Genomic DNA, 24,708 nt, shown 5'->3' with positions numbered 1-24,708 from the left:
AAGGAGGTTTCTCATGGCGGAAACGAACCGATCGAAGGCAAGCTACACCGTACCGGGGCTCGAACTTGAAGAGGGTGTCAAGGTCGCCGACCTCTTGCAGATGCGGCTTCACGCCCTCAACGACCTGCAGCTGACGCTCAAGCACGCACATTGGAACGTGGTGGGCCGCGACTTCATCGGCGTCCACGAAATGCTGGACCCGCAGATCGAAAAGGTCCGCGCGATGATCGACGAGACCGCCGAGCGCATCGCCACCCTGGGCGTCTCGCCGAACGGTTTGCCCGGCGCCCTGGTCAAAGAGCGCAGTTGGGACGACTACGACATCCACCGTGCCGGGACCGCCGAGCACCTGGCCGCCCTGGACGTCGTGTACAACGGCGTGATTTCCGACCACCGCGAGGCCATCGAAACCGTCGGCGAGATCGATCCGGTCACGGAGGACATGCTGATCGGCCAGACCGCCGAGCTGGAGCTCTTCCAGTGGTTCATGCGCGCACATCTGGAAAACAGCGCCGGTGAACTGGCGACCGAAGGCGCCAGGACCGAAAAGGGCGCGGCCAAGAAGACCAAGTAGGCCGGCGGCGCGCTCCGGCGCGCCTCGCCGCATCCAGGGCCCGGCGGCACCCCGCACAGGGGTGCCGCCGGGCCCCTTTGTGTCCTGTGTGCCGGGGGCCCCTTCGCGTCCCAGTGCCCCGGCCCCTCTACGTCCTGGTGTGCGCGGGAGCGGCACGGTCAGTACAGGAAGATCGGCAGCCAGTCGCGGTTGTGCGCGTGCACGAGCGCCAGGAACAGCACGAAGTCGAAGATCAGGTGCACGGATACCACGTAGGTGAACGACTTCGTCAGCTTGAACGTATAGCCCTGCAGCAGCGCGAACGGGAAGGTCAGGAGCGGCCCCCACGCCTGGTAGCCGATCTCCCACAGGAAGGACGAGAACACGACGGCCTGAAGGAGGTTGGCCAGCCAGTCGGGAAAATGCCGGCGCAGCAGCGTGAAGGTGGTGCAGATGAAGAACAGTTCGTCCCAGATGCCGACGGCGTTCACGCCGAGAAAGAGCCGCCAGAAGATGGTGGGGTCGGAGGCATCCGGCCAGTTTTGGTAAACGCCCGTGCTGACCAGGTACACCGGCAGGATGAAGTAGCCGAGCGCCACGACGCCGATGAGGTACAGCTTGGCGGACAACGGCCATTTGCGGCCCGTGTTCACCGGAAACCTGATGATCTTCTCCCGGTAGACAAACCTCGACACCAGCCACGGCACCAGGACGGCCAGCGCGAGGGCGCCGCCCATCAGGGCCATGTGCCCGAGGCTCAGGTCGGCGTTCAGGGGTACCAGGCTGATGATCAGCATCCCGGCCGCGATCAGCGCAAGATGCCGCACAAACTCCCGGTCAATCAGCCCCGCCGTGGCCACGCTCAGCGCGAGCAGGCCGTAGCCGAGGGGCCCATTCTCGACGGCAAATAGCAGCACGCCGGACGCCGAGAGGAGCAGCGCCGGCACCAGTTTCCAGCTCAGCGTGGTCCGGGGCGGTTCGGTCGAGATTGTTGTCACGCCACCAGCATCTCAGCACAGCCCCCGCCGCGGAAACCGTTGACGGTTTAGCGCCCGGCTGGTTCCACCGCCGCCCGTGGCTAGTGGTGGCCGGCCTTGGTGGTGCCGAACATCAGCGTGCGGCGGGCGATGTCGTAGTACACGGTCTCCGCGGTGGAGAGGAGGTCCTGGAGGTTGTCGGCGTCGTCGGCGTCCAGCGTCAGCACCTCTTCCCACGCGCCCTGGTCCAGGACCAGTTGCAGGGTCCAGGTGCCGCGGGCCCCCGGCTCGCCGGCTACCCAGGTGAACTGGTAGTGGCTGAGCTGGCGGACCTTGATGCTGTCATCGGTGACCGGCTGTTGCGGTGTTGGTGTCATGGTTTGTTCCTTAGGGTGAGGAAGCCTGACCGGCCTCACGTGACGTCGGGGTCCGGACGATTTACCCCAACGATGCTAAGTGTGCTTACTACGTTCCATGATGGGGCCGCCGCTGGCAAGCCTCTGCCGGATATCGGCGCCGGGGCCCGCCAAACCGGCCGACTACTTGGGGATCCTGACCCCGCCAATTGCGGGCAATGGTCGCGCACCGGGGCCCGGTGCCGCACACTATGGAACAACGAAGTGCAGAAGTGACGGGGGCAGCCAGGGTGCTCCCAACCTTGGGGAGAAGGTCAGTCATGACTCTGAACGCCGAAAGCCGCGCGGCCGCCGAGGCAGCGTCGGACCCCTGCGGCTGGCGACGCGTAGGTCCCCTAGTGGAAGCGGAGCTTCAGCGTTTCACGGCAGGGAACCGCAGCCGGGCCGGCACGCTCTCGCGCACTTTCCCCGTGCTGTGGGACCGCATTGAGGCTGCGCTGGACGGCGGCAAGCGGTTGCGGCCCAGGATGGTGCAGTTCGCCTACCGGTCCTTCGGCGGCGAGGATCCGCGCCGCTGCGCCCGGCTGGGCGCTGCATTCGAGCTGCTTCACACCGCGCTGGTGGTGCACGACGACGTCATCGACAGGGACTTCGTCCGCCGCGGCCTGCCCACCATCGGGGCCCGGTACCGGGACGACGCCAGAGGTCAGGGGCTGCCCGGGCTGGAGGCCGAGCACCTGGGCCACGCGGCGTCGATCATTGCCGGCGACCTCCTGCTGACCGGGGCCCTGCGGATGGCCGGCGGCTCCGGCGCCGGGCTGCCGTGCGCCAACGTTCTGATGGAAACTCTCCACGACGCCGTGTTTGCCTCGGCCGCGGGCGAACTGGATGATGTCCTGCTGTCGGCGGCGACGGAAAGCCCCGGACTGGGCGACGTCCTCGGCATGGAACGTTTGAAGACGGCAGCCTACTCCTTCGAGGCGCCGCTGAAAGCCGGGGCGCTGTTGGCCGGCGCCGACCGACACCCGGCCGAGGCACTCGCCGCGGTCGGCCGCCGCATCGGGCTGGCCTATCAGATTGTGGACGACGTTCTCGGGACCTTCGGGGAGCCCGGCACCACCGGGAAGTCCGCCGAATCCGACCTGCGTGAAGGCAAACGCACCGTGCTGACCGCCTTTGCGGCGGAGGCGGAAGGGTTCGATGACCTGCTGGCCGCGTTTCGCCGCGGCGAGGCGGGGATCGGTGAGGTCCGCGCGGCGCTCACGGCCTGCGGCGCCGACGCGCAGGCGATGCGGCTCGCCCGCATCCTGGTGGACGAAGCGCTCGAGGAGTCCCGCCTCCTGTCCCTGGACGCCGGCGCGTGGAGCGAACTGGCGCGGGTCTGCAACCAGGTGCTGGCGAGGGGGAACTAGGGCCATGAAACCGAACCCACTGCTCCGGTACACCGACGCCGCCGGCCGCAGCGCCGGCGTCGTGATTGCCCGCTATTCCACCTCCTTCGGCTTAGCGTGCCGGCTGCTCGGGCCGGAGGAACGCCGGCACATCGCCAACATCTATGCGCTGGTCCGGGTGGCCGACGAAGCGGTGGACGGTGCGGCTGCCGAGGCCGGGCTCGACGCCGCGGCCGTGCGCGACCAGCTGAACCGGCTGGAACACGAGACCGAAACCGCGCTGCTGACCGGTTACAGCACCAACATGGTGGTGCACGCGTTCGTCGGGACCGCCCGCGCGTGCGGCATTGGCGTCGACCTGACCCGGCCGTTTTTCGCCTCCATGCGCGCGGACATCACGGTGGCCGAGCACACCGCAGATTCGTTGGCGGACTACATCTACGGCTCCGCCGAGGTGGTGGGCCTGATGTGCCTGCGGGTGTTCCAAACCATGCCCGGCGCGATGCCCGGCCGGGACGACGAGCTCACCGCCGCCGCCCGCCGGCTGGGCTCCGCCTTCCAAAAGGTCAACTTCCTGCGCGACCTCGCCGCCGACCGGGATCAGCTGGGCCGCAGTTACTTCCCGCAGACGGGCGCCGAGGCGTGGGACGAGCAACGGAAGCACGCGCTGGTGGCCGATATCCGGGCGGACCTCGCTGCCGCCGGGCGGGGCATTGCGCTGCTCCCGCCCGGTGCCTGCACCGCCGTCGAACTGGCCCATGCCTTGTTCAGCGCGCTGGTTGACCGGCTGGAACGGATACCGGCGGAGGAGCTGCTTTCCCGCCGGGTGCGCGTCGGCACGCCGCAGAAGGCCGCGATCGCCCTGCGGATCCTGGCCCGCCAGCGGCTGCGCGGAAGGAGCGCCGCCTGATGGGCGCCGCCTCGTTCGCGTCCAGGCTGACCGCCCGTCGAAGGGCAGCGGGTGCGGCGTCGAAGGCCGGCGGCTCGGACCAACCGGTGGTGGTCATCGGCGGCGGGGTCTCGGGACTGGCAACGGCCGGGCTGCTGGCCCGGGCGGGGCACCGTGTCACCCTGCTGGAGCAGCGTTCCGTCCTCGGCGGCCGGGCGGGACGGCTCGAGCGCGACGGCTTCCGCTTCGACACCGGCCCGTCCTGGTACCTGATGCCGGAGGTGATCGACCACTGGTTCAAACTGATGGGCACCAGCGCCGCGGAGCAGCTGGAGCTGGTGCGGCTGGACCCCGGCTACCGGATCTGGTTCGAGGGGTATCCGGCGGCCACGGAGGTCCGCTCGGGCCGGGCAAACGTGACGAAACTGTTCGAAGGCCTGCAACCGGGGTCCGGCCCGGCACTGCACCGCTACCTGGACGAGGCGGCGGAAACGTACCGGCTGGCCAAGGAACACTTCCTGTACGACGACTTCGCCAGCCTGCGCGGCCTGGCCCACCCGCAGGTGCTGCGCCGGGCACCCCGGCTGGCCAAGCTGCTGGGCTGGAGCCTGGACCGTTACGTCCGCGAACGGTTCACGGACCCGCGGCTGCATCAGCTGTTGGGGTACCCGGCGGTGTTCCTGGGTACCAGCCCGTACCGGGCGCCGGCGATGTACCACCTGATGAGCCACCTGGACCTCGACGACGGCGTGTACTACCCGATGGGCGGGTTCGCTGCCCTGATCGATGCGATGGAGCGGCTGGCGCGGGAGGCCGGTGTCCGGATCGAAACCCGCGCCACCGCCCGGCACATCGTCGCCGGGCAGTCCGGCGCGAAGGCCCGCTGCGAGGCGGTGCTCTGGTCCGACGCCGCCGGCGCCGAACACCGGACGTCGGCGGCCGTGGTCGTCGCCGCGGCGGACCTGCACCACGTGGAGACCGGGCTGCTGCCGGCGCACCTGCGCAGCCACCCGGAACGGGTGTGGCGCCACCGCGACCCCGGTCCCAGCGCCGTGCTGGTCTGCCTGGGTGTGCGCGGGCCGCTGCCGCAGCTGGCCCACCACAACCTGCTCTTCACCCGGGACTGGAAGGAGAACTTCGGCCGCATCCGCTCCGGGCGGGCGCTGGCTCGGGAGACGTCCATCTACGTGTGCAAGCCCAGCGCCACCGACGCCGGGGTGGCGCCGGCCGGGGACGAGAACCTGTTCATCCTGGTTCCCGCGCCGGCTGAGCCGGCCTGGGGCTCGGGCGGCGACAACGGGTCCGGGGCGGCCGCCGTGGAAGCAGTCGCGGACGCCGCCATCGACCAGCTGGCCGCCTGGGCGGGAGCGGCCAACCTCCGCGGCCGGATCGCCGTCCAGCGCACCTACGGCCCGGCGGACTTCTCGGACGGATTCAACGCGTGGCGCGGCAGCGCGCTGGGTGCGGCACACACCCTGCGGCAGAGCGCCTTCCTCCGCCCCGGCAACCGGAGCCGTCGGGTCGACGGGCTGCACTACGCCGGCAGCTCGGTCCGGCCGGGCATCGGCGTGCCCATGTGCCTGATCAGCGCCGAGCTGGTGCTCAAGGCCGTGCAGGGGATCGGGACTCCCGGGGCACTGCCGGAACCGGACCCGGCGGCGCCCGGCGCCGCCCCGTCATCGGACGGTGCGGGGAGGAGCGCATGATCTACCTGGCCGTCCTGGTGGCGCTGTTGGGCTGCATGGCATTGCTGGACGCGCGCTACAGGCTGTTCTTCTTCGCCCGCCCGGTCGCGGCGGCCGTCACCCTGGCCATCGGACTGGCGTACTTCCTGGCTTGGGACGTCTGGGCGATCGCGCTCGGAATCTTTGTGCACCGCGACTCGCCGCTGATGACCGGCCTGATGCTGGGCCTGGAGTTGCCGCTGGAGGAGGCGTTCTTCCTGGCCTTCCTCTGCTACCAAACCATGATCCTGTTCACCGGGCTGCTGGCATGGGGCCGGCACCGGCGGGCGGCCCGCGCGGCCAGGCCGCAGCTGGTCAGCCGCGACGACGGCGCGTCGGCCGGGGGTGGTGCGGCGTGAGTTTCCTGGAGCTGAATGCGGTCTTCCTCGGCGTCGCGGTGGTGGCGGCAGTGGGCGCGGTCCTGGCCCGGCGGGTACCCCGCGGGGCAGCCGCGGCGGCCGCCCTGTCCGTCGCGGCGCTGTGGGTGCTCACCGCCGTGTTCGACAACGTCATGATCGCCTCCGGGCTGTTCGACTACGGCGGACACGCCCTGGCCGGACTAAGGATCGGCCTGGCGCCGGTCGAGGACTTTGCCTATCCGTTGGGTGCGGCGCTGCTGCTGCCCGCGGTGTGGCTGATGCTCACGGGCCCGCGCCGCCGTCGTGCGGATGAGAGGGCCGGCCGAGCCGACGGGGGAGGGGAACCGTCGTGATTCGTGAACTGGTCATCACCTCCCGGCCGGTGTCCTGGGTCAACACCGCCTACCCCTTCGCCGCCGGATACCTGCTGGCCTCCGGCGGCGTCGACTGGCTCCTGGTGGTGGGCACCATCTTCTTCCTGGTCCCGTACAACCTGGCGATGTACGGCATCAACGACGTCTTCGACTACGAATCGGACCTGCTCAACCCGCGCAAGGGCGGGGCCGAGGGCGCGGTGGTGGACAGGGCCCGACACCGCGCGATCCTGCAGGCAAGCGCCGCGGCCACGGTGCCGTTCATCGCAGTATTGGCGGTAGCGGGCAGCGTGGCGTCCAACCTGGTGCTGCTGGTCTCGCTGGCCGCGGTCTACGCCTACAGCGCGCCGGGGCTGCGGTACAAGGAACGGCCGTTCCTGGACTCGCTGACCTCCAGCACGCACTTCGTCTCGCCCGCTATCTACGGGCTGGTCCTGGCCGGCGCGGTGTTCACCCCGGGGTTGTGGTCGCTGCTGGCCGCGTACTTCCTGTGGGGCGTGGCCAGCCATGCCTTCGGGGCGGTCCAGGATGTGGTCCCGGACCGCGAGGCCGGGCTCGGGTCGATCGGCACCGTGCTGGGCGCCCGCCGCACCGTGCTGGTCTCCGCCGCCGCCTATGCTGCTGCCGGACTGCTGATGCTGGCCACCGATTGGCCGGGCCCGCTGGGCGGGCTCCTGGCCCTGCCGTACCTGGCCAACGTGCTGCGCTTCGCCGGGATCGACGACGCCGGCTCGGCCGCCGCGAACGCGGGGTGGAAACGGTTCCTGTGGCTGAACTATGTAATCGGTTTCCTGGTCACCATGCTGTTGATCTGGTACGCGGGAGTCCGGTGAAACCCCGGGCCGACAACGGGGCCGCGAAGGCCCGTCCCACGGAGGGCCGGCATCACACCATCATGACCGTTGTGATCCCGGTGCTCGACGACGCCGCGGCGCTCGCCGAGTGCCTCGCGCTGCTGGAGCGGCAGACCCGTCCCCCCTACGAGGTCATCGTCGTGGACAACAACTGCACCGATTCCTCGGCTCACGTGGCACGGGCGGCGGGGGCCCGCGTCGTCGTCGAACGACGCCCCGGCATCCCGGCCGCAGCGGCTGCGGGCTACGACGCCGCCGTCGCCGGCTTCGACGCCGCCTGCGTAGGGCCCGATGCCGCCGCCGCTCCCAGTTTCGCTGCCCCCGCTGCCGGTTCCGACGGCGCCTCCGCCCGCTTCGACACCTCCGCCGCCGCGGTGATCGTCCGCTGCGACGCCGACACCCGTCCTCCCGAGGACTGGTTGGCGCGAATCGGTGCCGCCTTCGACGCCGATCCCGGCCTCGACGCGCTGACCGGCCCGGGCCGGTTCTACGACCTGCCGCGGCCTGTGGCTCGGCTGGCCAGCGCCGCCTATGGCTCCGGCTACCGGCTCGGCGCCGGCCTCGCGATGGCGGCCACCCCGGTGTGGGGATCGAACTTCGCCATGCGCCGGACTGCCTGGGAACGGGCCAGGGCAGGCATCCATCGCGACCGGCAGGACATCCACGACGACCTGGACCTGAGCTTCCAGCTGGCTCCGTGGGCGCGGATCCGGTTCGCCCCGGGGCTGCGCGTCGGCGCGGCCGGGCGGATCTTCGCCGACCGGGCCGCGTTTGCCCGGCGCTTCCGCTGGGCCCTCACCACGGTGACGGTGAACTGGGCGGTCCAACCACCCGGGCAGCGGTGGCTGCGGCGCTTCAACGTCAGGACGCCGGAGCGGAGGAGCCCAGCATCTCCAGATAGTGCGGGTTCTGCATGATGCCGAGGACGTTCCCGAACGGATCCACGACCGAGGCCGTCACGAATCCGTGGCCGCGTTCCGTGACGGGCTCCAGCTCCTTCGCGCCCTTGTCCAGCAGGCGCTGCCGCACGGACCGCACATCGTCCACATGCCAGTAGAGGATCGCGCCGCCGGGGTCGATGGCGTGTCCGGGCGGAGCGTGCATGGTGTCGATCAGCCCCAGCTCGTGCTCGTAGTCACCGACCCGAAACTCCGCATAGCCCGGCTGCTCAAAGTAGGGCTTTGTGCCCAGCAGGTCGGAGTACCACTCGACCGCCGCCGGCAGGTCCGGGGTGTAGTAACTGACCGTACTCATTCCGCGCAGCATGGGTTCCTCCGAAGGATTGCCGAAGCCGCCCCGGCACTCGCCGGGCCGCCGTGATGGTTGGACGCTACCGCACATGGACGTCCCTGTCTGCCCTACAGTTGCGGTAGCGCGGCCAGGAAAAGTGCGACGTCGGGGCCGCGCCGGGAAGGGAGCAGAGAGTGGACTGGATTGACCTGCTGGTCGGTGTTGCCGGTGGCCTCGTCCTGGTCTATGCGGTGCTGCTGGCCTGCCTGTGGTGGTACGCGCGCCAGCATCCGGAGACGGTGGGAATGCGTGATGCCCTGCGCCTGCTGCCGGATCTGCTGCGGCTGCTGCGCCGGTTGACGGGGGACCGCGCGGTACCGGCGCGGGTCCGGATTCTGCTCGTGCTGCTGCTGGCCTATCTGGCCAGCCCCATTGACTTGGTGCCGGATTTCCTACCGGTCATCGGGTATGCCGACGACGTCCTGGTCGTGGCCTGGGCCCTGCGGCTGCTGATTCGGTCCGCGGGCCCGGAGGCATTGCGCCGACACTGGTCCGGTACTCCGGCGGGACTTCGCGTGATAGAACGCTTGGCCGGGCTGCCGGCGTCGGGCCCCGGACCGGCAGAGCGGCCGCGAAAGCCTTAGCGCGCGGCCGCTTTCAGACGGTGGGGTCCGTGGTTCGGCACGACGGGGATGTCCAGCCGGCGCCTGCCCCACAGCCTCCGCCTGCCCCGGAGCGAAAGCTCCATCTCCTCCAGCGCCAGCGCCACCTCCCGTCCGGTGGGGCGTTCCGCCGGGTCGGCAGCCGTCATGGCGCCCAGCAGCAACACCCAGTCGGGACCGAGGCTGGCCGGGATCTCCGGATCACGCAGCAGCCGGGCAACCGCTGCCTCCAGCGGCGGACCGGAAAAGGCGGGCTTGCCGGTCAAGCACTCCAACAGCACCAGGCCCAGGGAATAGATATCGCTGGCCGGGCCCGCGGGCTCGCCCTTGGCCTGCTCGGGGCTCAGGTAGGCGGCGGTCCCGTAAATGCCGTCCACATGAGCGTCTTCGGAGATCACGACGGCGATGCCGAAGTCGGTGAGTTTGGCCCGGAGCCGGGAGGCGTCGTCGTCGTCATTGAGAAGCATGATGTTGCCGGGCTTGATGTCCCGGTGGACCACCGAGTTGTTGTGGATGTAGGCGATTCCCTCGGCCAGCTCGTGGCCAATCTGGGCCACGTGGCGCGGCGGCAGCGGCCCCTCCGCCAGCCGCCTGCGCAGGTCCGCGCCTTCGATCAGCTCCATCACCAGGTAGATCTGCGGGTGCCCCGCTTCCATCCGGTCGATGCCCGCGTCCAGCAGGATCACCAGGTTGGGGTGGTTTAGCCGAGCCAGGAGCTTGATTTCCGCGTCATCGCGGTGGAACTCTGCCTCGTTCATCGAAGGCCGCTGGATGACCTTGACGGCGACCTCCCGCCCCAAGACGGCATCCTCCGCCCGATACACCCGTGCGCTCGCTCCGGTCCCGATAAGTTCCTTGAGCCGGTACCGCCCGCCCAAGAGGGTGCCCGCCCGATCTAAATGAGGCGTACTGGTCAACGTCTCCTGCTTTCCGGCTGGCCTTTTGACAGCACACTTAGCATCGTACGGGGTCTGGTGCAAAGTAGTTGCCTGAAGCGATCGGTATTCCGAATCGTTATCAGCGAGGGAGGGGAGGCCGGGGCCGGTAAAACAGATTCCACCCGGCTGGCTCTAGCTGTGACCCGCGTCACGAGGTGTAGCGTGGACGTACGCCGGAGCATCAGTGGAGGGCATCATGGCACGCGAAATTTATGATGATTCCGAGACGACGGTCAAGGATTTTCTTCACGGACTGGCTGCCGACACTGCGGACATTGAGGCGTTCCTCAACGCGGTGGCCCGTTTGGCCGTGCACAATTTGTCGCGGCCCGGCGAGGAACTCCTGGTCGGCATCACGCTGCTGCGCCATAAGAAGGCCGGTACGGTCGCGAGCAGTAGCGACCGCGCGCAGAAGATGGACGAGATTCAATACGAATACGCAGACGGACCGTGCCTGCGCGCCGCGCGAGAACACACGGTGGTCCACGTGGCAGACCTGGAGGCAGAAACGACGTGGCCTGAATACACCCAGGACGTCCTGGCCGAAGGCATCCGGTCCATCCTGGCCGTGCCTATTCCGCTCGAGAGCGGGGACAGCGCGGGGCTGAACCTCTACTCCGATATGCCGAAAAGGTTTGATGCGGAAGCGCTTAAGGCCGCCGAACAATACGCGCACCAGGCCTCCCAGGCACTGTCCCTGGCGGTCCGGCTGGCCCGGCATCGAGAGACCGAAGCGGACTTAAAGGCGGCGCTGGAATCACGAACGACCATTGCCGTTGCCGTCGGGATCATCATGGGCCAAAGCCGGTGCAGCCAAGACGAAGCCTTCGCGATGCTCAAGTCAGCCTCCAACACCCGCAACATCAAGCTCCGCGAGCTGGCCTCCGACATCGTCGCCTCCACCGGAACTCCCTCGGCCGAAACCCATTTCGACAAATAACCGGCACGCATCGTCTCCAGCCCTTGAGCAAGGGGAGATGTCCTTGTAGCGTTGGGTCCGGTTAAGCAGTTGGCCATCGATCCACTCATATGGAGCGCCGATCATGGATCACAAACTGCGTGTACTTGTCCGGCTTGATATTGACCGTACCTCGGCGGTCATCGAGGTCAGCGGGTGCCTGACCGCGGAGAGCTGCACAGCGCTTTTACCCCTGTTCCATCGTATGGAGCGCCTTGCCCACGGAATCGTCATCACGGTCGATCTGTCCGACGCGCAGCACATCGAACGCCGCGGTCTGGAGATGCTCGAACGGTTCGGCGCAGGAGAAGAAGTTGGCGCAGCGCAGCCGGGCCCCTTTACCGGCACTCTTGCGGTAGCCGCTCCCGCGGATCTGCCGCACTGCCCGGCCTTGTCCATAGGCCGGGCACGTTTGCAGGGGGCGGCATGAACAGCATGACCCGGGCATCCGGACGTTCGCCATTTCCTGCCGATCTGTCGATCCTGCCCACGGACCAGCTATTGAATCTCAGCAACCGGTGCTTCCGGGACCTGGATTGCGAGCACCCGGTCCGGGACGCGCTGTTCCAGTACTACGCACTCGCCGCGGAGCTCGAAGTCCGGGAAGCCGCCACGAAGGACACCGGAAAGCAGACGCGCCTGGACGCCTAGTCCTCCAGCCACGCAGGTGTGAACAGCAGGTTCAACCCCTCGGAGACGGTGGGGTGTGTGATGATCGCGTCCCGCACCGCGGTGTAGTCCATTCCGCCGATCATCGCCATCTGCAGCACCGCGATCGCCTCGCTGGCCCCTGTTCCCAGCAGCGCGGCACCCAGGATCTTGCCGGTCTGCCGGTCCAGCACGGCCTTCCATTCGCCGTCCAGCTGACCGAGCGTCCGGGCGCGCGGAATCGCGCTCACCGGCATCCGGGCGATTTGCACCTCGTGGCCGGCCTCCCGGGCCTGCCCCTCCGTCATCCCCACCCTGGCGAGCTCCGGCGTCGTAAAGACGGTGTAGGGGATCAGCCGCCCCTGGGCGGACCGGGGCTCGCCCTCGCCCCGCGCGGCGGCCAGGTTGGTTTTCAGGATCCGGTAGTCGTCGTAGGAGGCGTGGGTGAACTGCGGGGAACCGGCCGCGTCGCCGGCGGCCCAGACGCCGTCGGCCGTGGTGCGCAGCTGGTCGTCCACCTGGACGAAGCCCTTGTCCGTCAGCTCCACCCCGGCCTTTTCCAGCCCCATCCCGTCCGTCATCGGCCGGCGTCCCAGGGCCACCAGCACGTCGTCCGCGGTGACGGTCTCCCCGGTGGACAGCGTCACGGTCACGCTCCCGCCGGCGGCGCGCTCGATCTTCTCCGCGGACGCCTCGAGCTTGAGCGTGATCCCGGCGTCGGTGAAGTTCCGGGCCACCCGCCCGGCCACGTCGGCATCCTCCCGCGGCAGCAACTGCCCGGCGCGCTGGATCACCGTGACCTCCACGCCGATGGTGTTCAGCAGGTCGGCGAACTCGCAGCCGATGTAGCCGCCGCCCAGGATCACCATGCTCGCCGGCAGCTGCTCCAGATGCAGCAGGGTGTTGCTGGTCTGCACCCCGGATTCGGCCAGACCGTCGATGGTGGGCAGCGCCGGTTCGGTGCCCAGATTGAGAACGACGTCGGCGCCGCGCAGGAGGCGCGTGCCGCCGTCGTTCAGTGCGACCTCTACGGTTTTCTCGGCCACGAACTTGGCCTCGCCAAGGATAAAGTCCATGCCCGACCCCGTGAACAGCTTCTGCTGCCCGGCGACCATGGTGTCCACCACGTCCTCCTTGCGGCGGCGCAGCAGGTCGAGGTCCATCCGCGGCTCCTCCGCGCCCGCCACGCCGAACTCGGCCGCCCGACGCACGGTGTCCAGCACCCGGCCGGACTGGATGAGGGTCTTGGTGGGAATGCACGCCACGTTGATGCAGGTGCCGCCGACCATCGCCCGCTCCACCATCGCCACCTTCTGGCCGGACTTGGCCAGGTCCATCGCCAGCGACTTGCCGGCCTTCCCGCCGCCAACCACCAGCAGGTCGAAATCCTCGGGTTCCATGTCCATCCTTCCCGGTTTGCTGTTCGCGGCTGGTTTTCACGCTCGCCGCTTACGGTCACAGCGCATGCTCGGGCGCGCTTGCGCCTTCCCTTGCAGCCGCCTTAAAGCCACCGTACGCCTGATAGCGGCTCCCGTTCCAAAGGGACGGACGCTAAGGAATTTCCTCAGCGGCTGAATCCCTGCGAGGTTCCACGGCAGGCCGCGAGCCCTTGCGCCCGGCGCTTGTTTTGTCCCGGGTGGTGAAGAACACGCCGCACATCACCAGGGCTGCGCCGAGTATTTGCATGACGCTGATGCTCTCGTTCAGCAGCAGATACGCACCGAGCATGGTGAAGACCGGCACGAAGTTCAGGAACACGGACGTCTGGGACGCCCCGAGGACGGCAACGGCCCGGTTGTACAGCATCAGGGCAATCACCGACGGGAAGACGCCGAGGTACACGAGGCCGGACCAGTGGCCTCCGCCGATCCGCGGAACTCCCACGATCAGCCACTCCGCCGCCATGACGGGCAGCAGGATCATGACCGACAGCCCGGTCATGACCAGGACCGCGCCGTAGGACGGGAACAGGTGCAGATACTTTTTCACAGCGATCGAATACACCGCCCAGGACACGGCGGCCGCCGCCATGATGGCATCGCCGATGTTCCAGGACAGGTCCGCGAGACTCATGAGCTGCCCGTTGGTAACCACCCACAGCGCCCCGCATATGGAGAGCACGACGCCGAACCACTGGGTCGCCCTGAGCCGCTCGCGCAACAGCCAGAAGCTGAGGGCCACCGTCACCGCCGGCACCGAGGCTTCCAGCACCGAGGCGTTGGTGGCCGAGGTGAATTGGAGGGCGGTGTAGATCAGCGTATTGAAGAGGGCGACTCCGGTGAGCGTCATCAGCAGCAGCGGTCTGCGGTGCTGGAGGAACAGGTGGCGGGACTGCCAGGCGCTGCGGTAGCCCAGCGGGAGCAACACCAGGAAGGCAATGAAGACCCGGAAGAACGCGATGGTCAAAGGCGGCAGGTCGCCGAGCGCCTTGCCGGTCAAGATGTTGCCGGCATAGAAGATGACCACCAGCAGGAGGAGGACGTAGGCGCGCATGCTCCTCCTCGGGTCGTCGTCCAGCGCTCGTCCCTCATACCCTACGTGCCCGGGGCAAGGCCTGACCGGAACTCGCCCGCCGACCCGGATGCGGCGCACCTGCGGGCGGCTACGATGGTGTCCTCAAGCGTGGCGCGCTTCAGAGCCGGATGCGCTCGCCGGAGCGTGCATCCCAGAAGGTGCTTGGCGGAATGAGCGGCCACGGCGAAGCCCTCGCGTCGAAATTGTGAGCAGTTTCGGTCCCGAGAGCGAGCGGATGCACACGTACACGCACAGCACGAACGGGCAGGAATAATGGCTGAAACCTATGTCAAGATCTGCGGACTGCGGACTCCAGAGGCGGTCGCCGCCGCTATCGACGCCGGCGCGGACGCGGTCGGCTTCGTCTTCGCCCCCGGTGGCCCGCGCACAGTCGGTGCCCAATTGGCACGCGCGCTCGGCCAAACCGTGCCGGCGGATGTCGAAACGGTCGGCGTGTTCCGCAACCAGCCCATCGGCGAGGTGCTCGAAACCGCCAGGGCCGCGGCAGTGACCACCGTCCAGCTGCACGGCGACGAGCCGCGCGGCGACATCCGCATGCTCGAGGACGCGGGGTTCCGGACTCTGCGCGCCTTCTCCGCCGGTGCCTACGAAGCCCTCCCCGCGGACGAAAAGGCGGACTGGGTAGCAGGCCGCGTGCTGCTCGACGCGGTTGAGCCCGGCGCCGGAGTGACCTTCGACGCGAGCGCGATCCAGGTGCAACCGCCGCGCGGATTCTGGCTGTTGGCCGGAGGGCTTACTCCCGCCAACGTCGGCGGGCTGATCGCCACGCTCCGGCCGAACGGCGTGGATGTCTCCAGTGGCGTTGAAGCCGGCCGCGGCATCAAGGACGTCGGGCTGATCCGAGATTTCGTGCAGTCCGCCAAAATGCAGTGATCCTGCGGCGCGCCGCCTCAGCCCCGGGCCGAGGTCCACCCCTGCCGGTGGAGCCTCTCGAACCCGTCCAGCAGCAGGTCCAGCGCAAACTCGAACTCGAACTGGTCGTCGCAGCCCTGGCCTACCACTGTCCCGTCGTCGTGCGCACCCGCCATCGCAACCTCGGCGATGTGGGGGTACCGCGCGGCCATCATCTGCAGCATCTCCGGCGGCACGTCCGCCGGCGCGCTCTGCGAGTCGTCGAACAGCTCCTGGGTGAAACCCCACATCCGGCTGCCCAGGGCGTGCATCACGTGGTGGGTGAGGTCGACCGAGAATCCACCGGCGCGGAACATGCCGATCACCGAGTCCATGTAGTCAAGGACAACCGGCGTCTTGTTGGTCCGCGACTCGAGTACCTGGCGGGCCCACGGGTGGCGCAGCAGGACCTCCCGGGCCGACAACACCCGCTCACGGACGGCGTTCCGCCAATCCGTCCCGCTGGGTTCCGTCTCGATCTCGCCAACGATGACGTCGACCATGCCGTCGAGTAGTTCTTCCTTGTTCGCCACGTGTTTGTAGAGGGCCATGGGCACCACGCCCAGCTCCTGCGCCAGTTTGCGCATGCTGAGCGCGTCCACGCCGGCTTCGTCGGCAAGCACGACGGCGGCGCTCAACACCCGCTCCCTGTTCAGCGGGGTGCGGCGGGCCGACTCCACCTGCTGAGCCATCAGGACCACCCTTTCTGACGGCAGATCTCTCTTGACAAGTGTACAACGTACACCTACTTTTAGATCACAAGGTGTACGCCGTACACCCACGAACTTGGGGAACAAACAATGGCTGCAGAAACGATCGCCGTCACCAAGGCCTCCGGGCGCCGGCCGCGCGGCCGCTGGCTCATACCCGCCGGCTTGATCTTTGTCAGCCTCATCCCGGTCATCTTCGGATCGATACGCGTGGCCGAGCTGACCGGGGGAGCGGCGGTGACGCCGGCCAACCAGCGGTTCTTCGACTCGCCCCTTCCCGTGCTGATCCACATCCCCGCGGCCATCGTCTACAGCCTGGTCGGAACCTTCCAGTTCGTGCCCTCGCTGCGTCGCGGCAAGCGGGGCCGGCGCAGCTGGCATCGCATCGCCGGGGTTGTCCTCATCCCGGCCGGCCTGCTCGCTGCCCTCTCCGGCCTTTGGATGTCCGTCTTCTACGACCTCCCGCCCGACGACGGCGTCGTCCTGCTCGTCCTTCGGCTCGTGTTCGGCACGGCCATGACGGCGAGCATCATCCTGGGCATCCTCGCGCTCAGGCGGCGCAACTTCGCCGCCCACGGCGCCTGGATGGCCCGCGGCTATGCCATCGGCATCGCTGCCGGAACCCAGGCCCTGGTGAGCATCCCATGGTTCGTGCTGGTCGGCCCGACCAATGAACTGAGCCGCGCGGTCCTGATGGGAGCAGCCTGGGCGCTCAACCTTGCGGTCGCCGAATACTTCATCCGCCGGCGCACCCAAAGGTCCGGGCACCCAAGGCGCACGTCCGACAGGGCCGCTGTGCTTCCGACGGGGGCTTCGCGATGAGGGCCGCGGTCTACCGGAAGTTCGTTCCTGCAGATTTCGCGTATGCGGGGCAAGTTGTGCGCCATCGTACGTGAAGTCGTATCGTTTCCGATTAGTACAAACAATGGGCAGCCCATACGGCGAAGAGAGGCGCAACAGGTAACGAGCACCTGCCGTGTCAAATACGTCCAGCAAACCAGTTCACTTGAGGGGGAGTTTTGCAGGAGCTAAGGCACACAGAGAAAGTGCAACTGTGGGCGGACGCCGCCGTACCCGTTCTGGAAAAAGTGGCATCAGAGTATGGCGGATACATCTACTACCGCCAATTCGCGGAGAAACTGTTCGAGACTACGGGGGTGACGACAAAGCAGCAACTTCAGCACTGGATCGGCAACCCGCTCGACAGGGTGATTAGCCATTGCATCGACAACGGTTTGCCCGCCCTGTCAGCCTTAGTGGTTCACGCCGCCGACGGAAAGGTCGGTGGAGGCTTTAATTCGTTCCTCCGTAGGACGGGGCGGCCGTTGATCGATGATCCGCTCAGTCTGGAATGGGTGCCGCAGAGGAACGACTGAAGTGCTACCGCGCCTACAGCACCAGAGTCCCCGTAGACGCTGCACCTGCACTCACCCGCCAATATCAGGCAGCCATCAGCCGCAGCGCCCCGCCTTTGCCTTTGGCTGCCTGTGCTTGTGGGACCTTGCTGCCTGCAAGCGGGCAATGTGATCACTGCGGCTAGTAATAAGTCTGCAAATACTTCTAGAGGAGGAGTCACGGGTTTCTACCGAAGATGGGTGAAGGCCAATCCCGTCAAAAGCCAAACCTCGCCAACGAAAGTAGTGATGCGACGTCATGAACATGCATGAACGCTTTGTAATTGCGCAGTCTTGGTGGATCGCGAGTGAACTCGTCCGGCGCCACGCACATCTTCGGGTCTTGGAATGGCATCCAGGTGGCGGACAGTACGATTCTTTGGGGATACTGGATCTTTCCCGCGAAGAGGTCACCGTTTCCCTGAATCGAGCAGGCGGCCGCATCCACGTTATGCAAAACAATGACTTTCGTCCTATAGAGTGGGAAGAGGTTTTTTCCAGCTCATCTCATTCGATTATCGACCGAATTGAACGTGGAGCGGGTCTTAAATCGTCTGGGACATCCTTGCCTACTGAACGCCATTCTCTGACTTACCGGATTCTTGCGAGTGTCCTATTGCAAATGGTCAATTCGAAGGAGCCATGGGACGCAAGGTCTGCCTTCGTTGATACGTCCGGCTACGGTGGTGGCGTCGTTGAATCCGTGTTCAACAGCTATCCCTCCGCTGAAAGACAGAGGGAGGTCATTGGGAGAACGGCTGTTCTTGGAGACGCTGCATATGGATTCTGGATGCTGCGTCGGAACGGGGAGACCGTTGCAGTGTTAGATCAGTGGGGGTTATTGCACGACCGAAGTGGCGAGCCCGTAGACCTCTTGTCGACCTTTGCATCATCCGGTCGAAGCCTTTCGACGACCGTTGGACGCGCTTTGGGATCCTTTTTGAGGTGAACCAACTCTATACGAGGGGAAATTGCCCTAGCCTCCAATGGGCCGGCTGCGCTGACCTTCGTTTATACGTGAGGGGTTCCGCTTTTCAACGCAGACCAGACTGCTGACTCCGGAACGCCAAATAGCGCCGCGAGGTCGGCCGACTGTACCCCGCCCTCGTGCAGGCTCATCAAGTCCCAGTAGGCGGGCAAACGATGCTCATATTCCCTCTGTTGAGAATTTTGTGAAGGATTACGACTGGTGCGCCGCTCCACCCGCCACTCGTAGGCGCACTCTTCGTTCTGGCACATCCACTCAGGATCCTGGCCGGGCGTGATGCAGCACCCGGCCATGACGGCCTTTGGCTCCGGGGCATCAGGGTCCGGCACCCACATACCGAACCTGAATGGCCACGCCTCCTGCCCGCAACGGGGGCACGTTGTTGTTCCATCGGCTGATTTACGCGGACGCTTCTTTTCCACGCTGCACCAAGGAGCAAAGGCTTCAGCAAGCTCCGCCGGTGAATAGCCGAACACGGCAGAAACCCGCTCAAGGGAAACACCAAGACGGCGCAAATCCCACAGAATCCTCCGGTCAGCGTGAAATCTTGAGGTGGAGCTCATTCTGAATCGTTCCCATCCTTCAGGGACTCACAGTGATTACGGTTAGTGGTAACGATGCCGGCTGGCTATAACGCTTCTAATCCAGCTGAGGGCGGACCAATTGTTGCACTTCTAACGGCGTAATGCCCGCATGCCAACTCAAAGCCTGGTATCCGTGCAACCTGGACAATCCTGGAGACCCGACAGCATTGCGGCGCGGTAGCTTGCGAACCTGCCGCAAGTCTTGCCAGTCTGAAGTCCGGAGCGTCCCAGTCATGCGCTTATTTCTAGTGCGGCAAACCTGGCATCCGAGTCTGACGGTTTAGCTTCCGGGGACCGCTCGGTTCACGGTCCCACATTCACCGGCGTATCTTCAGCGTCGGGTAGCGCCGGGAACCAAGGCTCGGCTCGTTTCAGCGCTGCCTCCAGCTGTAATCCGCCGGCTTGAGCCAGCGTGTCCATGTCACCGACCACCACCAGCAGGCTCCTAGCTCGGGACAGGCCCACGTAGAGCTGCTCCGGCGCACGATCCAGCTCCTTAAAGCCATTGGCGCAAAGGATAACCACCGACCTCTCCAGTCCCTTAAAGCCGAGCACATGGCCGTAGAACTCTTCCTCATTAGCATGGAAGTTCTGCCAGTATTCAGCGATCTCGCCACTATCGAAGTAACCCTGGTGCACTGGATGGCGGTGTCGAGTGGTCAATAGTGCGATCTGGTTGTTGGCCCAGCCTTCTTCAATCAGCGCATCGACACAGTCACCGGCAACATCCAACGCTTCGTCAACTTCGCATTGGACGAAGCGTACGGGCAGGCCCGTACCACCTCGTGGCTTGAAGTAGTCTCCGGCGAAACCCTTGAAAGTATCGGCAATGCGTCGAGTGTTGCGCAGGTTCTCGTCAATGTGGATGGGCACGAAGCTGCTGATCGGGCCTGCCACTCCGTCCGCCCCCGCGCCCGCCCAGCGGCGGTAGACATCCTGGCGGTCGTCCATAAACGCATAGGCCTCGCCCGCTTCGGGATCTTTGAGGCAGGCGAGCAGCGCCTCCCACCACAGCGGGGCAAAGTCCTGCGCTTCATCGACGACGACGGCGTCCAGCTTCTGCTCGTGCGGCAAGTCCGCAGCAAGTTCCTTGAGCAGGCGAGGCATCTCTTCATCGAAATACTCTTGGCCCGACCCATCCGGAACGCCGAGGGCGCGCACGTACTCATGGAACTCGCCAGTGAACACCGGCTCTGCGTGGCGCCAGCCCGACGTTCGCTTTTGCAAGTACTGCCCGAGCCCCTTGTTGTAGCAGAACAGTCCCACCCGCTTGCGTTCCCGGCACAATCTTTTGGCCTTTTCCACAGCCAGCCACGTCTTGCCGCTCCCTGCCCCGCCGGCAAACCGGATCCTGGCTAGGTCCCGGGTTGCGGATAGCAGGACGGACTGTCGTTCCGTGAGTTGGTCCTGACGGTCTTCCAGCTCCTGGGCCTCCGCCGATTCCGTGGCACTCATGGGCAGCGTTCCGGTCAGGCGGCCTATGATCCGTTCCATATACGACGGCGCCAACGAACTTGCTCCGCTGCCTTCGGTTTCGATGGCCCGCCGGATCTTCTCCGGGAGGTTGGCGAGATCCTCTGCGTCCAGCACTAACGAACGTGGGCATCCGGCCATCGACCAGTCTTGGGGGACGTTCGTGTACGGCAAGCAGACCATGTAAGCGAAGCGGCTCGAGAGCGGCGTCCCGAGCTGCTCCCCGATCCACGTCTGGAAAGCGTGCATCGAGGACTGGGACTGCGCGACGGGGCTCAGAATCTTGTGTCGTCCGCCCCTGTCTGACTGGTACCACTGGCCCTCGTCAACGCTGACCAGCCCGCCCTTGACCTCAATGGCGGCAAGGCCTACACCCGGCCAGAGGATCAGCAGGTCGATCTCATGTTCGGCTCGGCCGTGACGCACTTGCACTGAATGTGCCAACACCACATCGTCCGGCAAATCGCCCCTCAGCTTGGCCCAGACCGCTTGCTCTGCCGAAAACCCATCCCCGAACTCCGGTTCCTCCGGAATACACCTAGCCATGTTGTGAGCCTACGATTCAGCGAGCCCGATGAATGCACCGAGCTCTGCCAAGGCATGCGGTTTCTTCGGCAGGTAATGAGTCAACCGGGGGGAGCGGATGAGGACAGCACGCCATTTGGCTCGCGAGACTGCGACGTTGATCCGGTTTCGATTCAGCAGGAAGTCCATGCCCCGCGATGCCGAGCGAGGTTCGGAACAGGCCATGGAGACAACCACGACGGGTGCTTCCTGGCCTTGGAACTTGTCCACAGTGCCTACCCTCGTCGCTTCGAGCCCAGCATCATCGAGATACTGCCGGATGAGTTCAACTTGAGCGTTGTAGGCGGCCACGACCAGGATGTCTGCGGGCCCCAGCGGACGAGTCGCGGCGTTAGCTGACTCCACCCAGCGGAGCCCGAGGTGGGCCCGCACCTGACGAACCACCTCGTCCGCTTCTTCGCGCGAGGCAGTCGTTCGCTCGCTGTGCTGAACGTTCACGGTCTCCAGTCCTGCCGGTTTCCCGTCCAGCCGCCGCTCGGCCGCGGCCTCGGCAGAATGTAGGCGGCCGCCATAGGCCAATCGCGACACCACCCGACAGAGTGCAGGATGCAAACGCCACGAACGCTCCAGAAAATAGCCGAACTGATCAGGCAGCACCGCGTGGTCCTGGGCAAGCCAGCCTAGCGCGGAACCGTTGACCGGCGCCGGATGCTTGCCCTGCGAGACCTGCGGCAGCTGGTTCGGGTCACCGAGCAGGAGGATCCGCCGAGAACGATGCGCGGCAGCCATGGTCATTGCCAGTGAGAACTGACCTGCTTCGTCGACAACCATGAGATCGAATTCGACCGTCATGCTGGGATCCGCGAACGTCCAGGCAGTGCCACCAGCAACGAGGCCGCCCGCTGTCTCGACATGGGCCCGAAAAGAATCACCGTCCGGCACTGTGGTCCACGCCCGTGCTCCGTCAGACTCCGGCTGCTTGATTACCCGATCTGAACGGAGCCCGGCGCTAACGATACTGTCGAGCAGGTTTTCCACGACGGCGTGTGACTGAGCCACAACGCCGATTTTCCACCCCTTGTCGACCAGAACCTTGATGACCCGTGCCCCTACGTGAGTCTTGCCGGTGCCCGGCGGTCCCTGGACAGCTACGAAGGAGTCTTCGATCGATTCCAAGGCGTGGACTATGGCGGAAACATGGTTGCCGTTCGCCGGCGGAGTGAGCGCTCTAGGAAATAGATGGTTCGGAGACCGCCGGCGCATGAGCTCAAAGACTGCATGCCGCGGCAGCTGAGAAGGGTCGTCGGCGAGCTGTTGAGCCAGCCCATTGATCGCTTCTTCAAGGTTATTGGTTGGGAGTGGCATGGCAGGAGCGAGTGCCATGGGCAGGGCCGTGTACCCCGTCTTGTCCACTTCTTCGAAGACAACCGTCGCGGAGGTTCCCTCGCCGGGTTCTACTGAGATGATCTCGGTGTTCTGCAACGAGGCTCGAGCGTTGCGTGCAAGCACAGGGTTGTTGGCGAGCTGCTCTGGCCAGGGGGTGTCAAAGATTCGCACGTAGCTAACGGTCCGCTTCTTCTGGCCGGCCAGGGTATAGCGGGAGCCGTCGGCTAGTCGCCCGGTGGCGCGTATCCGACGCCGCAAGCTCCTCTGTTTCCCGGTTTTCGCCCAATCGGAAAGTACCTCGCACTCATCTATCAAGAACACGTTGCGGTTGTCCTGCCAATCCTCGACGTCTTTGTTGAGCCGATCGAAATGTTCTCGAAACGCGGTGTTCTTCTCTCTCCGATGGAAGGCCAGCGCCGCCTCGACGAGCGTCAACACCACTTCCTCCGCGGTCCGTTCCGGTGCTGCCGGCAGCGCTTCGACTAGCATGCCCATCGTTAGCTCAAGCTCGCTGAGTGGTGTCGGCGGTTTCGGCTCCGGGTCGGCCCCGCCGTCGTGCCCCTCGCTATACGCAGCTAAACCGCGCAGCCAGTCGCGCAGTCGCAGTGTGGATACACAGTCATCACGGTTGTAGTCCTCAATATTTTTCCATGTCTCTGCGGCCTTATCGGCGTTCCCGTGCGCCAGTGCAAGGCAGTAGTTCTCATACTGCACTACGGAGTCACTGGCCGTGGTCACTTCGCTGGTGCGCAAGTCGTCGCCCATATAGAGCGGCTCCAGCTTCTTGATCGAGTACGACGGCGCGCCAACGCGGAGGCTGCGCTTGACGATGGTGAAGAGGTCGACCAAGACACCGTTGCGTAGCCAGTCGTCGACGGCCAACTCGCCGCCTGGATAGGTATGGGACAGACGTTTGAGAGCCGTCTGCTCGTAGGCGGCGTAGTGGTACACGTGCATGTCGGGGTATTCCGCACGCCGTTTCTCCACGTACTCAACGAAATCGAGGAACGCTTGGCGCTCCTGCGTGCGGTCATGGGCAGTGAACTTCGTGAAGTGCGGGGGAGCGTCGCCGACAGGTGCCTCAACAACACCGAACAGGTACTCGATTCCCCAGTCTCCGGTGTCCGGGTCCTGCCACATAGGATCGCCTTCGAAGTCGAAGAAGATGTCCCCGGGTGAAGGTTTTGGGATTGCTGCAAGGGCGTGATCTTCGAGGACCCGGAAACTTGGTACTCCGTCCTTGGCCTCAAGCTGAATTTTCGCCTGGTCCACGAGGCGGGCGAGGAACTGGTCCTTGCCGGGATTGGCAGCGGCGAGATCGGCGACAGTGCGGATGCCCTGTTCTAGGAGACGAAGGCGCCGCGCGCCCCGCATGCCAGCGACTTGATAGAGGTCGTCCTTAGCGCTGATGGCCTCCTTGCAGTAGTCGCACGTTCCGCAGACCATTAGGCCGTCAGTGAACCACTCGGTGATGGTTCCGATGTCACGGTGTTGCTGGGCAGCGTTCACCAGCCGGTCGAACTGCTCACGGAAAACGGGGAGGAGGTCGTCTACTGCATGACGGGATTCCTGACGGTTGCCGAGCACCAGAACCACCTCGGGTGCCACGGTGATACCGATCTTTAGCAACTGATCCGCGTAGCTGGCCAGTTGTAGCAGCGCCGTGGTCTTGGCATGCCGCGCCAGCTTTGTGTCGTAAACCGCGTACGAACCATCGGATTGCTTGACCAGGAAATCTGCTTTGCCGTGGAAGGTTCCGTCGAAGAAGGACGCCTGAAAGACGACGTCGGCACCGGAGTTAAGGGCTTCTATGGTTTCGGCGTGTTTGGCCTCATAGGCGTTACGGGTTCCGGCCTTCCGAGCCTCTTCTGAGATCTCGGAGACGATGTAGACGCCCGTCCCATTGGTCTCGTCCCAAGCCCCGTACTGGTTGAGGTACTCCGCAAGGACAGACTGCTCGTGGACATCCCCGAGTTTACTGGCGCGCTCCAGCATGGCATCCGCTGTAAGATCTGGCTTCTCCGACCATTTCAAAGCGACATCAAGACGTCGCAGGAATCCGAAGTGGCATTCGCTGTAGCCCACCAGATCGCTGGCGGAAAATACGAGATCGTCTGCTCCGCTGCTGTTTGCTGATGCCAACGTGAACAAGGTGTTCCCCCCTTTTACGCGGCCACCATTGGCCGGTTTCTTAGATCCTACGGGCCGCTCATGACAAAACGGTGCTTATTCTCATGACGCCTCCTGCGTGAACGCATCGAGAGCCCTGGTCATCGCTAAACCGTCGCGGGGAAGGATAGAATCTGGTC

General features: G+C 65.6%; 26 protein-coding genes. 16 read left to right on the top strand and 10 right to left on the bottom strand.

What is annotated here, in order from left to right; translation table 11 throughout:
* The first annotated feature begins 13 nt into the window (after positions 1-13).
* Positions 14-574: a Dps family protein gene (locus tag AC5RWG_RS15715; protein ID WP_494001651.1), complete on the top strand. Its 561-nt coding sequence runs from the start codon at positions 14-16 to the stop codon at positions 572-574.
* Between the two features lie 158 nt (positions 575-732).
* Here AC5RWG_RS15715 and AC5RWG_RS15710 read toward each other — a convergent pair whose 3' ends face one another.
* A complete protein-coding gene (locus AC5RWG_RS15710; protein WP_494167323.1) occupies positions 733-1,551 on the bottom strand; it encodes a CPBP family intramembrane glutamic endopeptidase in 819 nt (272 codons plus the stop codon).
* Between the two features lie 80 nt (positions 1,552-1,631).
* Positions 1,632-1,907, bottom strand: coding sequence for a hypothetical protein (locus tag AC5RWG_RS15705; protein WP_494001649.1), 276 nt, complete (start codon positions 1,905-1,907; stop codon positions 1,632-1,634).
* A 299-nt stretch (positions 1,908-2,206) separates the two neighbouring features.
* On the opposite strand from AC5RWG_RS15705, the gene AC5RWG_RS15700 reads away from it, so the two are divergent.
* The 7 genes from AC5RWG_RS15700 (at position 2,207) to AC5RWG_RS15670 (ending at position 8,394) form a co-directional block, all read left to right on the top strand.
* A complete protein-coding gene (locus AC5RWG_RS15700) occupies positions 2,207-3,298 on the top strand; it encodes a polyprenyl synthetase family protein (protein WP_494167322.1) in 1,092 nt (363 codons plus the stop codon).
* A gap of 4 nt (positions 3,299-3,302) precedes the next feature.
* The gene (locus AC5RWG_RS15695) at positions 3,303-4,187 is read left to right on the top strand and encodes a phytoene/squalene synthase family protein (protein WP_494167321.1); all 885 of its coding nucleotides are present in this window, start codon (positions 3,303-3,305) and stop codon (positions 4,185-4,187) included.
* A complete protein-coding gene (gene crtI, locus AC5RWG_RS15690) occupies positions 4,187-5,872 on the top strand; it encodes a phytoene desaturase family protein (protein ID WP_494167320.1) in 1,686 nt (561 codons plus the stop codon). The genes AC5RWG_RS15695 and crtI overlap by 1 nt, the downstream gene beginning before the upstream one ends.
* On the top strand, positions 5,869-6,249 hold the full coding sequence (locus AC5RWG_RS15685) for a lycopene cyclase domain-containing protein (RefSeq protein ID WP_494100970.1): 381 nt from the start codon (positions 5,869-5,871) through the stop codon (positions 6,247-6,249). Before crtI ends, AC5RWG_RS15685 begins: the two co-directional genes overlap by 4 nt.
* Positions 6,246-6,602 (top strand): lycopene cyclase domain-containing protein, encoded by a 357-nt coding sequence (locus tag AC5RWG_RS15680; protein ID WP_494100971.1) that lies wholly within the window; start codon positions 6,246-6,248, stop codon positions 6,600-6,602. The genes AC5RWG_RS15685 and AC5RWG_RS15680 overlap by 4 nt, the downstream gene beginning before the upstream one ends.
* Positions 6,599-7,456 (top strand): prenyltransferase, encoded by an 858-nt coding sequence (locus AC5RWG_RS15675; RefSeq protein ID WP_494167319.1) that lies wholly within the window; start codon positions 6,599-6,601, stop codon positions 7,454-7,456. Before AC5RWG_RS15680 ends, AC5RWG_RS15675 begins: the two co-directional genes overlap by 4 nt.
* A gap of 62 nt (positions 7,457-7,518) precedes the next feature.
* The gene (locus tag AC5RWG_RS15670; protein WP_494100992.1) at positions 7,519-8,394 is read left to right on the top strand and encodes a glycosyltransferase family 2 protein; all 876 of its coding nucleotides are present in this window, start codon (positions 7,519-7,521) and stop codon (positions 8,392-8,394) included.
* On the opposite strand, the gene AC5RWG_RS15665 is transcribed toward AC5RWG_RS15670, so the two are convergent.
* A complete protein-coding gene (locus tag AC5RWG_RS15665; RefSeq protein WP_494100973.1) occupies positions 8,339-8,731 on the bottom strand; it encodes a VOC family protein in 393 nt (130 codons plus the stop codon). The two genes, AC5RWG_RS15670 and AC5RWG_RS15665, sit on opposite strands and share 56 nt — an antisense overlap.
* A 170-nt stretch (positions 8,732-8,901) precedes the next feature.
* Between AC5RWG_RS15665 and AC5RWG_RS15660 the strand changes: the two genes are divergently transcribed.
* On the top strand, positions 8,902-9,351 hold the full coding sequence (locus AC5RWG_RS15660) for a YkvA family protein (protein ID WP_494167318.1): 450 nt from the start codon (positions 8,902-8,904) through the stop codon (positions 9,349-9,351).
* On the opposite strand, the gene AC5RWG_RS15655 is transcribed toward AC5RWG_RS15660, so the two are convergent.
* Positions 9,348-10,247 (bottom strand): serine/threonine-protein kinase, encoded by a 900-nt coding sequence (locus tag AC5RWG_RS15655; protein WP_494167415.1) that lies wholly within the window; start codon positions 10,245-10,247, stop codon positions 9,348-9,350. The genes AC5RWG_RS15660 and AC5RWG_RS15655 overlap by 4 nt on opposite strands.
* 244 nt (positions 10,248-10,491) lie before the next feature.
* On the opposite strand from AC5RWG_RS15655, the gene AC5RWG_RS15650 reads away from it, so the two are divergent.
* From AC5RWG_RS15650 to AC5RWG_RS15640, 3 genes are all read left to right on the top strand, one after another.
* A complete protein-coding gene (locus AC5RWG_RS15650) occupies positions 10,492-11,247 on the top strand; it encodes an ANTAR domain-containing protein (RefSeq protein ID WP_494167317.1) in 756 nt (251 codons plus the stop codon).
* Positions 11,248-11,350: 103 nt separating this feature from the next.
* Positions 11,351-11,695, top strand: coding sequence for a hypothetical protein (locus AC5RWG_RS15645; RefSeq protein ID WP_494167316.1), 345 nt, complete (start codon positions 11,351-11,353; stop codon positions 11,693-11,695).
* The gene (locus AC5RWG_RS15640) at positions 11,692-11,916 is read left to right on the top strand and encodes a hypothetical protein (protein WP_494167315.1); all 225 of its coding nucleotides are present in this window, start codon (positions 11,692-11,694) and stop codon (positions 11,914-11,916) included. Before AC5RWG_RS15645 ends, AC5RWG_RS15640 begins: the two co-directional genes overlap by 4 nt.
* Here the strand turns inward: AC5RWG_RS15640 and AC5RWG_RS15635 are convergent.
* Together AC5RWG_RS15635 and AC5RWG_RS15630 are read right to left on the bottom strand one after the other, a co-directional pair.
* Positions 11,913-13,313, bottom strand: coding sequence for a dihydrolipoyl dehydrogenase family protein (locus AC5RWG_RS15635; RefSeq protein WP_494167314.1), 1,401 nt, complete (start codon positions 13,311-13,313; stop codon positions 11,913-11,915). The two genes, AC5RWG_RS15640 and AC5RWG_RS15635, sit on opposite strands and share 4 nt — an antisense overlap.
* A gap of 151 nt (positions 13,314-13,464) precedes the next feature.
* On the bottom strand, positions 13,465-14,406 hold the full coding sequence (locus AC5RWG_RS15630; RefSeq protein WP_494167313.1) for a DMT family transporter: 942 nt from the start codon (positions 14,404-14,406) through the stop codon (positions 13,465-13,467).
* A 294-nt stretch (positions 14,407-14,700) separates the two neighbouring features.
* Here AC5RWG_RS15630 and AC5RWG_RS15625 point away from each other — a divergent pair, with 294 nt between their 5' ends.
* A complete protein-coding gene (locus AC5RWG_RS15625) occupies positions 14,701-15,321 on the top strand; it encodes a phosphoribosylanthranilate isomerase (RefSeq protein WP_494167312.1) in 621 nt (206 codons plus the stop codon).
* 17 nt (positions 15,322-15,338) lie between these two features.
* Here AC5RWG_RS15625 and AC5RWG_RS15620 read toward each other — a convergent pair whose 3' ends face one another.
* Complete coding sequence (locus tag AC5RWG_RS15620) at positions 15,339-16,031, bottom strand: TetR/AcrR family transcriptional regulator (protein ID WP_494167311.1); 693 nt, start codon at positions 16,029-16,031, stop codon at positions 15,339-15,341.
* 108 nt (positions 16,032-16,139) lie between these two features.
* Between AC5RWG_RS15620 and AC5RWG_RS15615 the strand changes: the two genes are divergently transcribed.
* The 3 genes from AC5RWG_RS15615 to AC5RWG_RS15605 all read left to right on the top strand — a co-directional run bounded on the left by AC5RWG_RS15615 (position 16,140) and on the right by AC5RWG_RS15605 (position 18,392).
* The gene (locus AC5RWG_RS15615; RefSeq protein WP_494167310.1) at positions 16,140-16,871 is read left to right on the top strand and encodes a DUF2306 domain-containing protein; all 732 of its coding nucleotides are present in this window, start codon (positions 16,140-16,142) and stop codon (positions 16,869-16,871) included.
* A gap of 224 nt (positions 16,872-17,095) precedes the next feature.
* Positions 17,096-17,425, top strand: a complete 330-nt coding sequence (locus tag AC5RWG_RS15610; protein WP_494167309.1) for a hypothetical protein — start codon at positions 17,096-17,098, stop codon at positions 17,423-17,425.
* Between the two features lie 277 nt (positions 17,426-17,702).
* Entirely contained in the window at positions 17,703-18,392 is a 690-nt protein-coding gene (locus AC5RWG_RS15605; protein WP_494167308.1) for a TY-Chap2 family putative peptide chaperone, read from the top strand.
* Between the two features lie 62 nt (positions 18,393-18,454).
* Here AC5RWG_RS15605 and AC5RWG_RS15600 read toward each other — a convergent pair whose 3' ends face one another.
* The 3 genes from AC5RWG_RS15600 to AC5RWG_RS15590 form a co-directional block, all read right to left on the bottom strand.
* Entirely contained in the window at positions 18,455-18,994 is a 540-nt protein-coding gene (locus AC5RWG_RS15600; RefSeq protein ID WP_494167307.1) for a hypothetical protein, read from the bottom strand.
* A gap of 324 nt (positions 18,995-19,318) precedes the next feature.
* Entirely contained in the window at positions 19,319-21,034 is a 1,716-nt protein-coding gene (locus AC5RWG_RS15595; protein ID WP_494167306.1) for a nuclease-related domain-containing DEAD/DEAH box helicase, read from the bottom strand.
* Positions 21,035-21,043: 9 nt separating this feature from the next.
* A complete protein-coding gene (locus AC5RWG_RS15590; protein WP_494167305.1) occupies positions 21,044-24,550 on the bottom strand; it encodes a TM0106 family RecB-like putative nuclease in 3,507 nt (1,168 codons plus the stop codon).
* Positions 24,551-24,708: the final 158 nt, after the last annotated feature.

This window comes from Arthrobacter sp. Y3221160, assembly GCF_059092585.1.
Note: the sequence above shows the minus strand (reverse complement) of the source record. Positions and strands in the feature narration are given on the sequence as shown.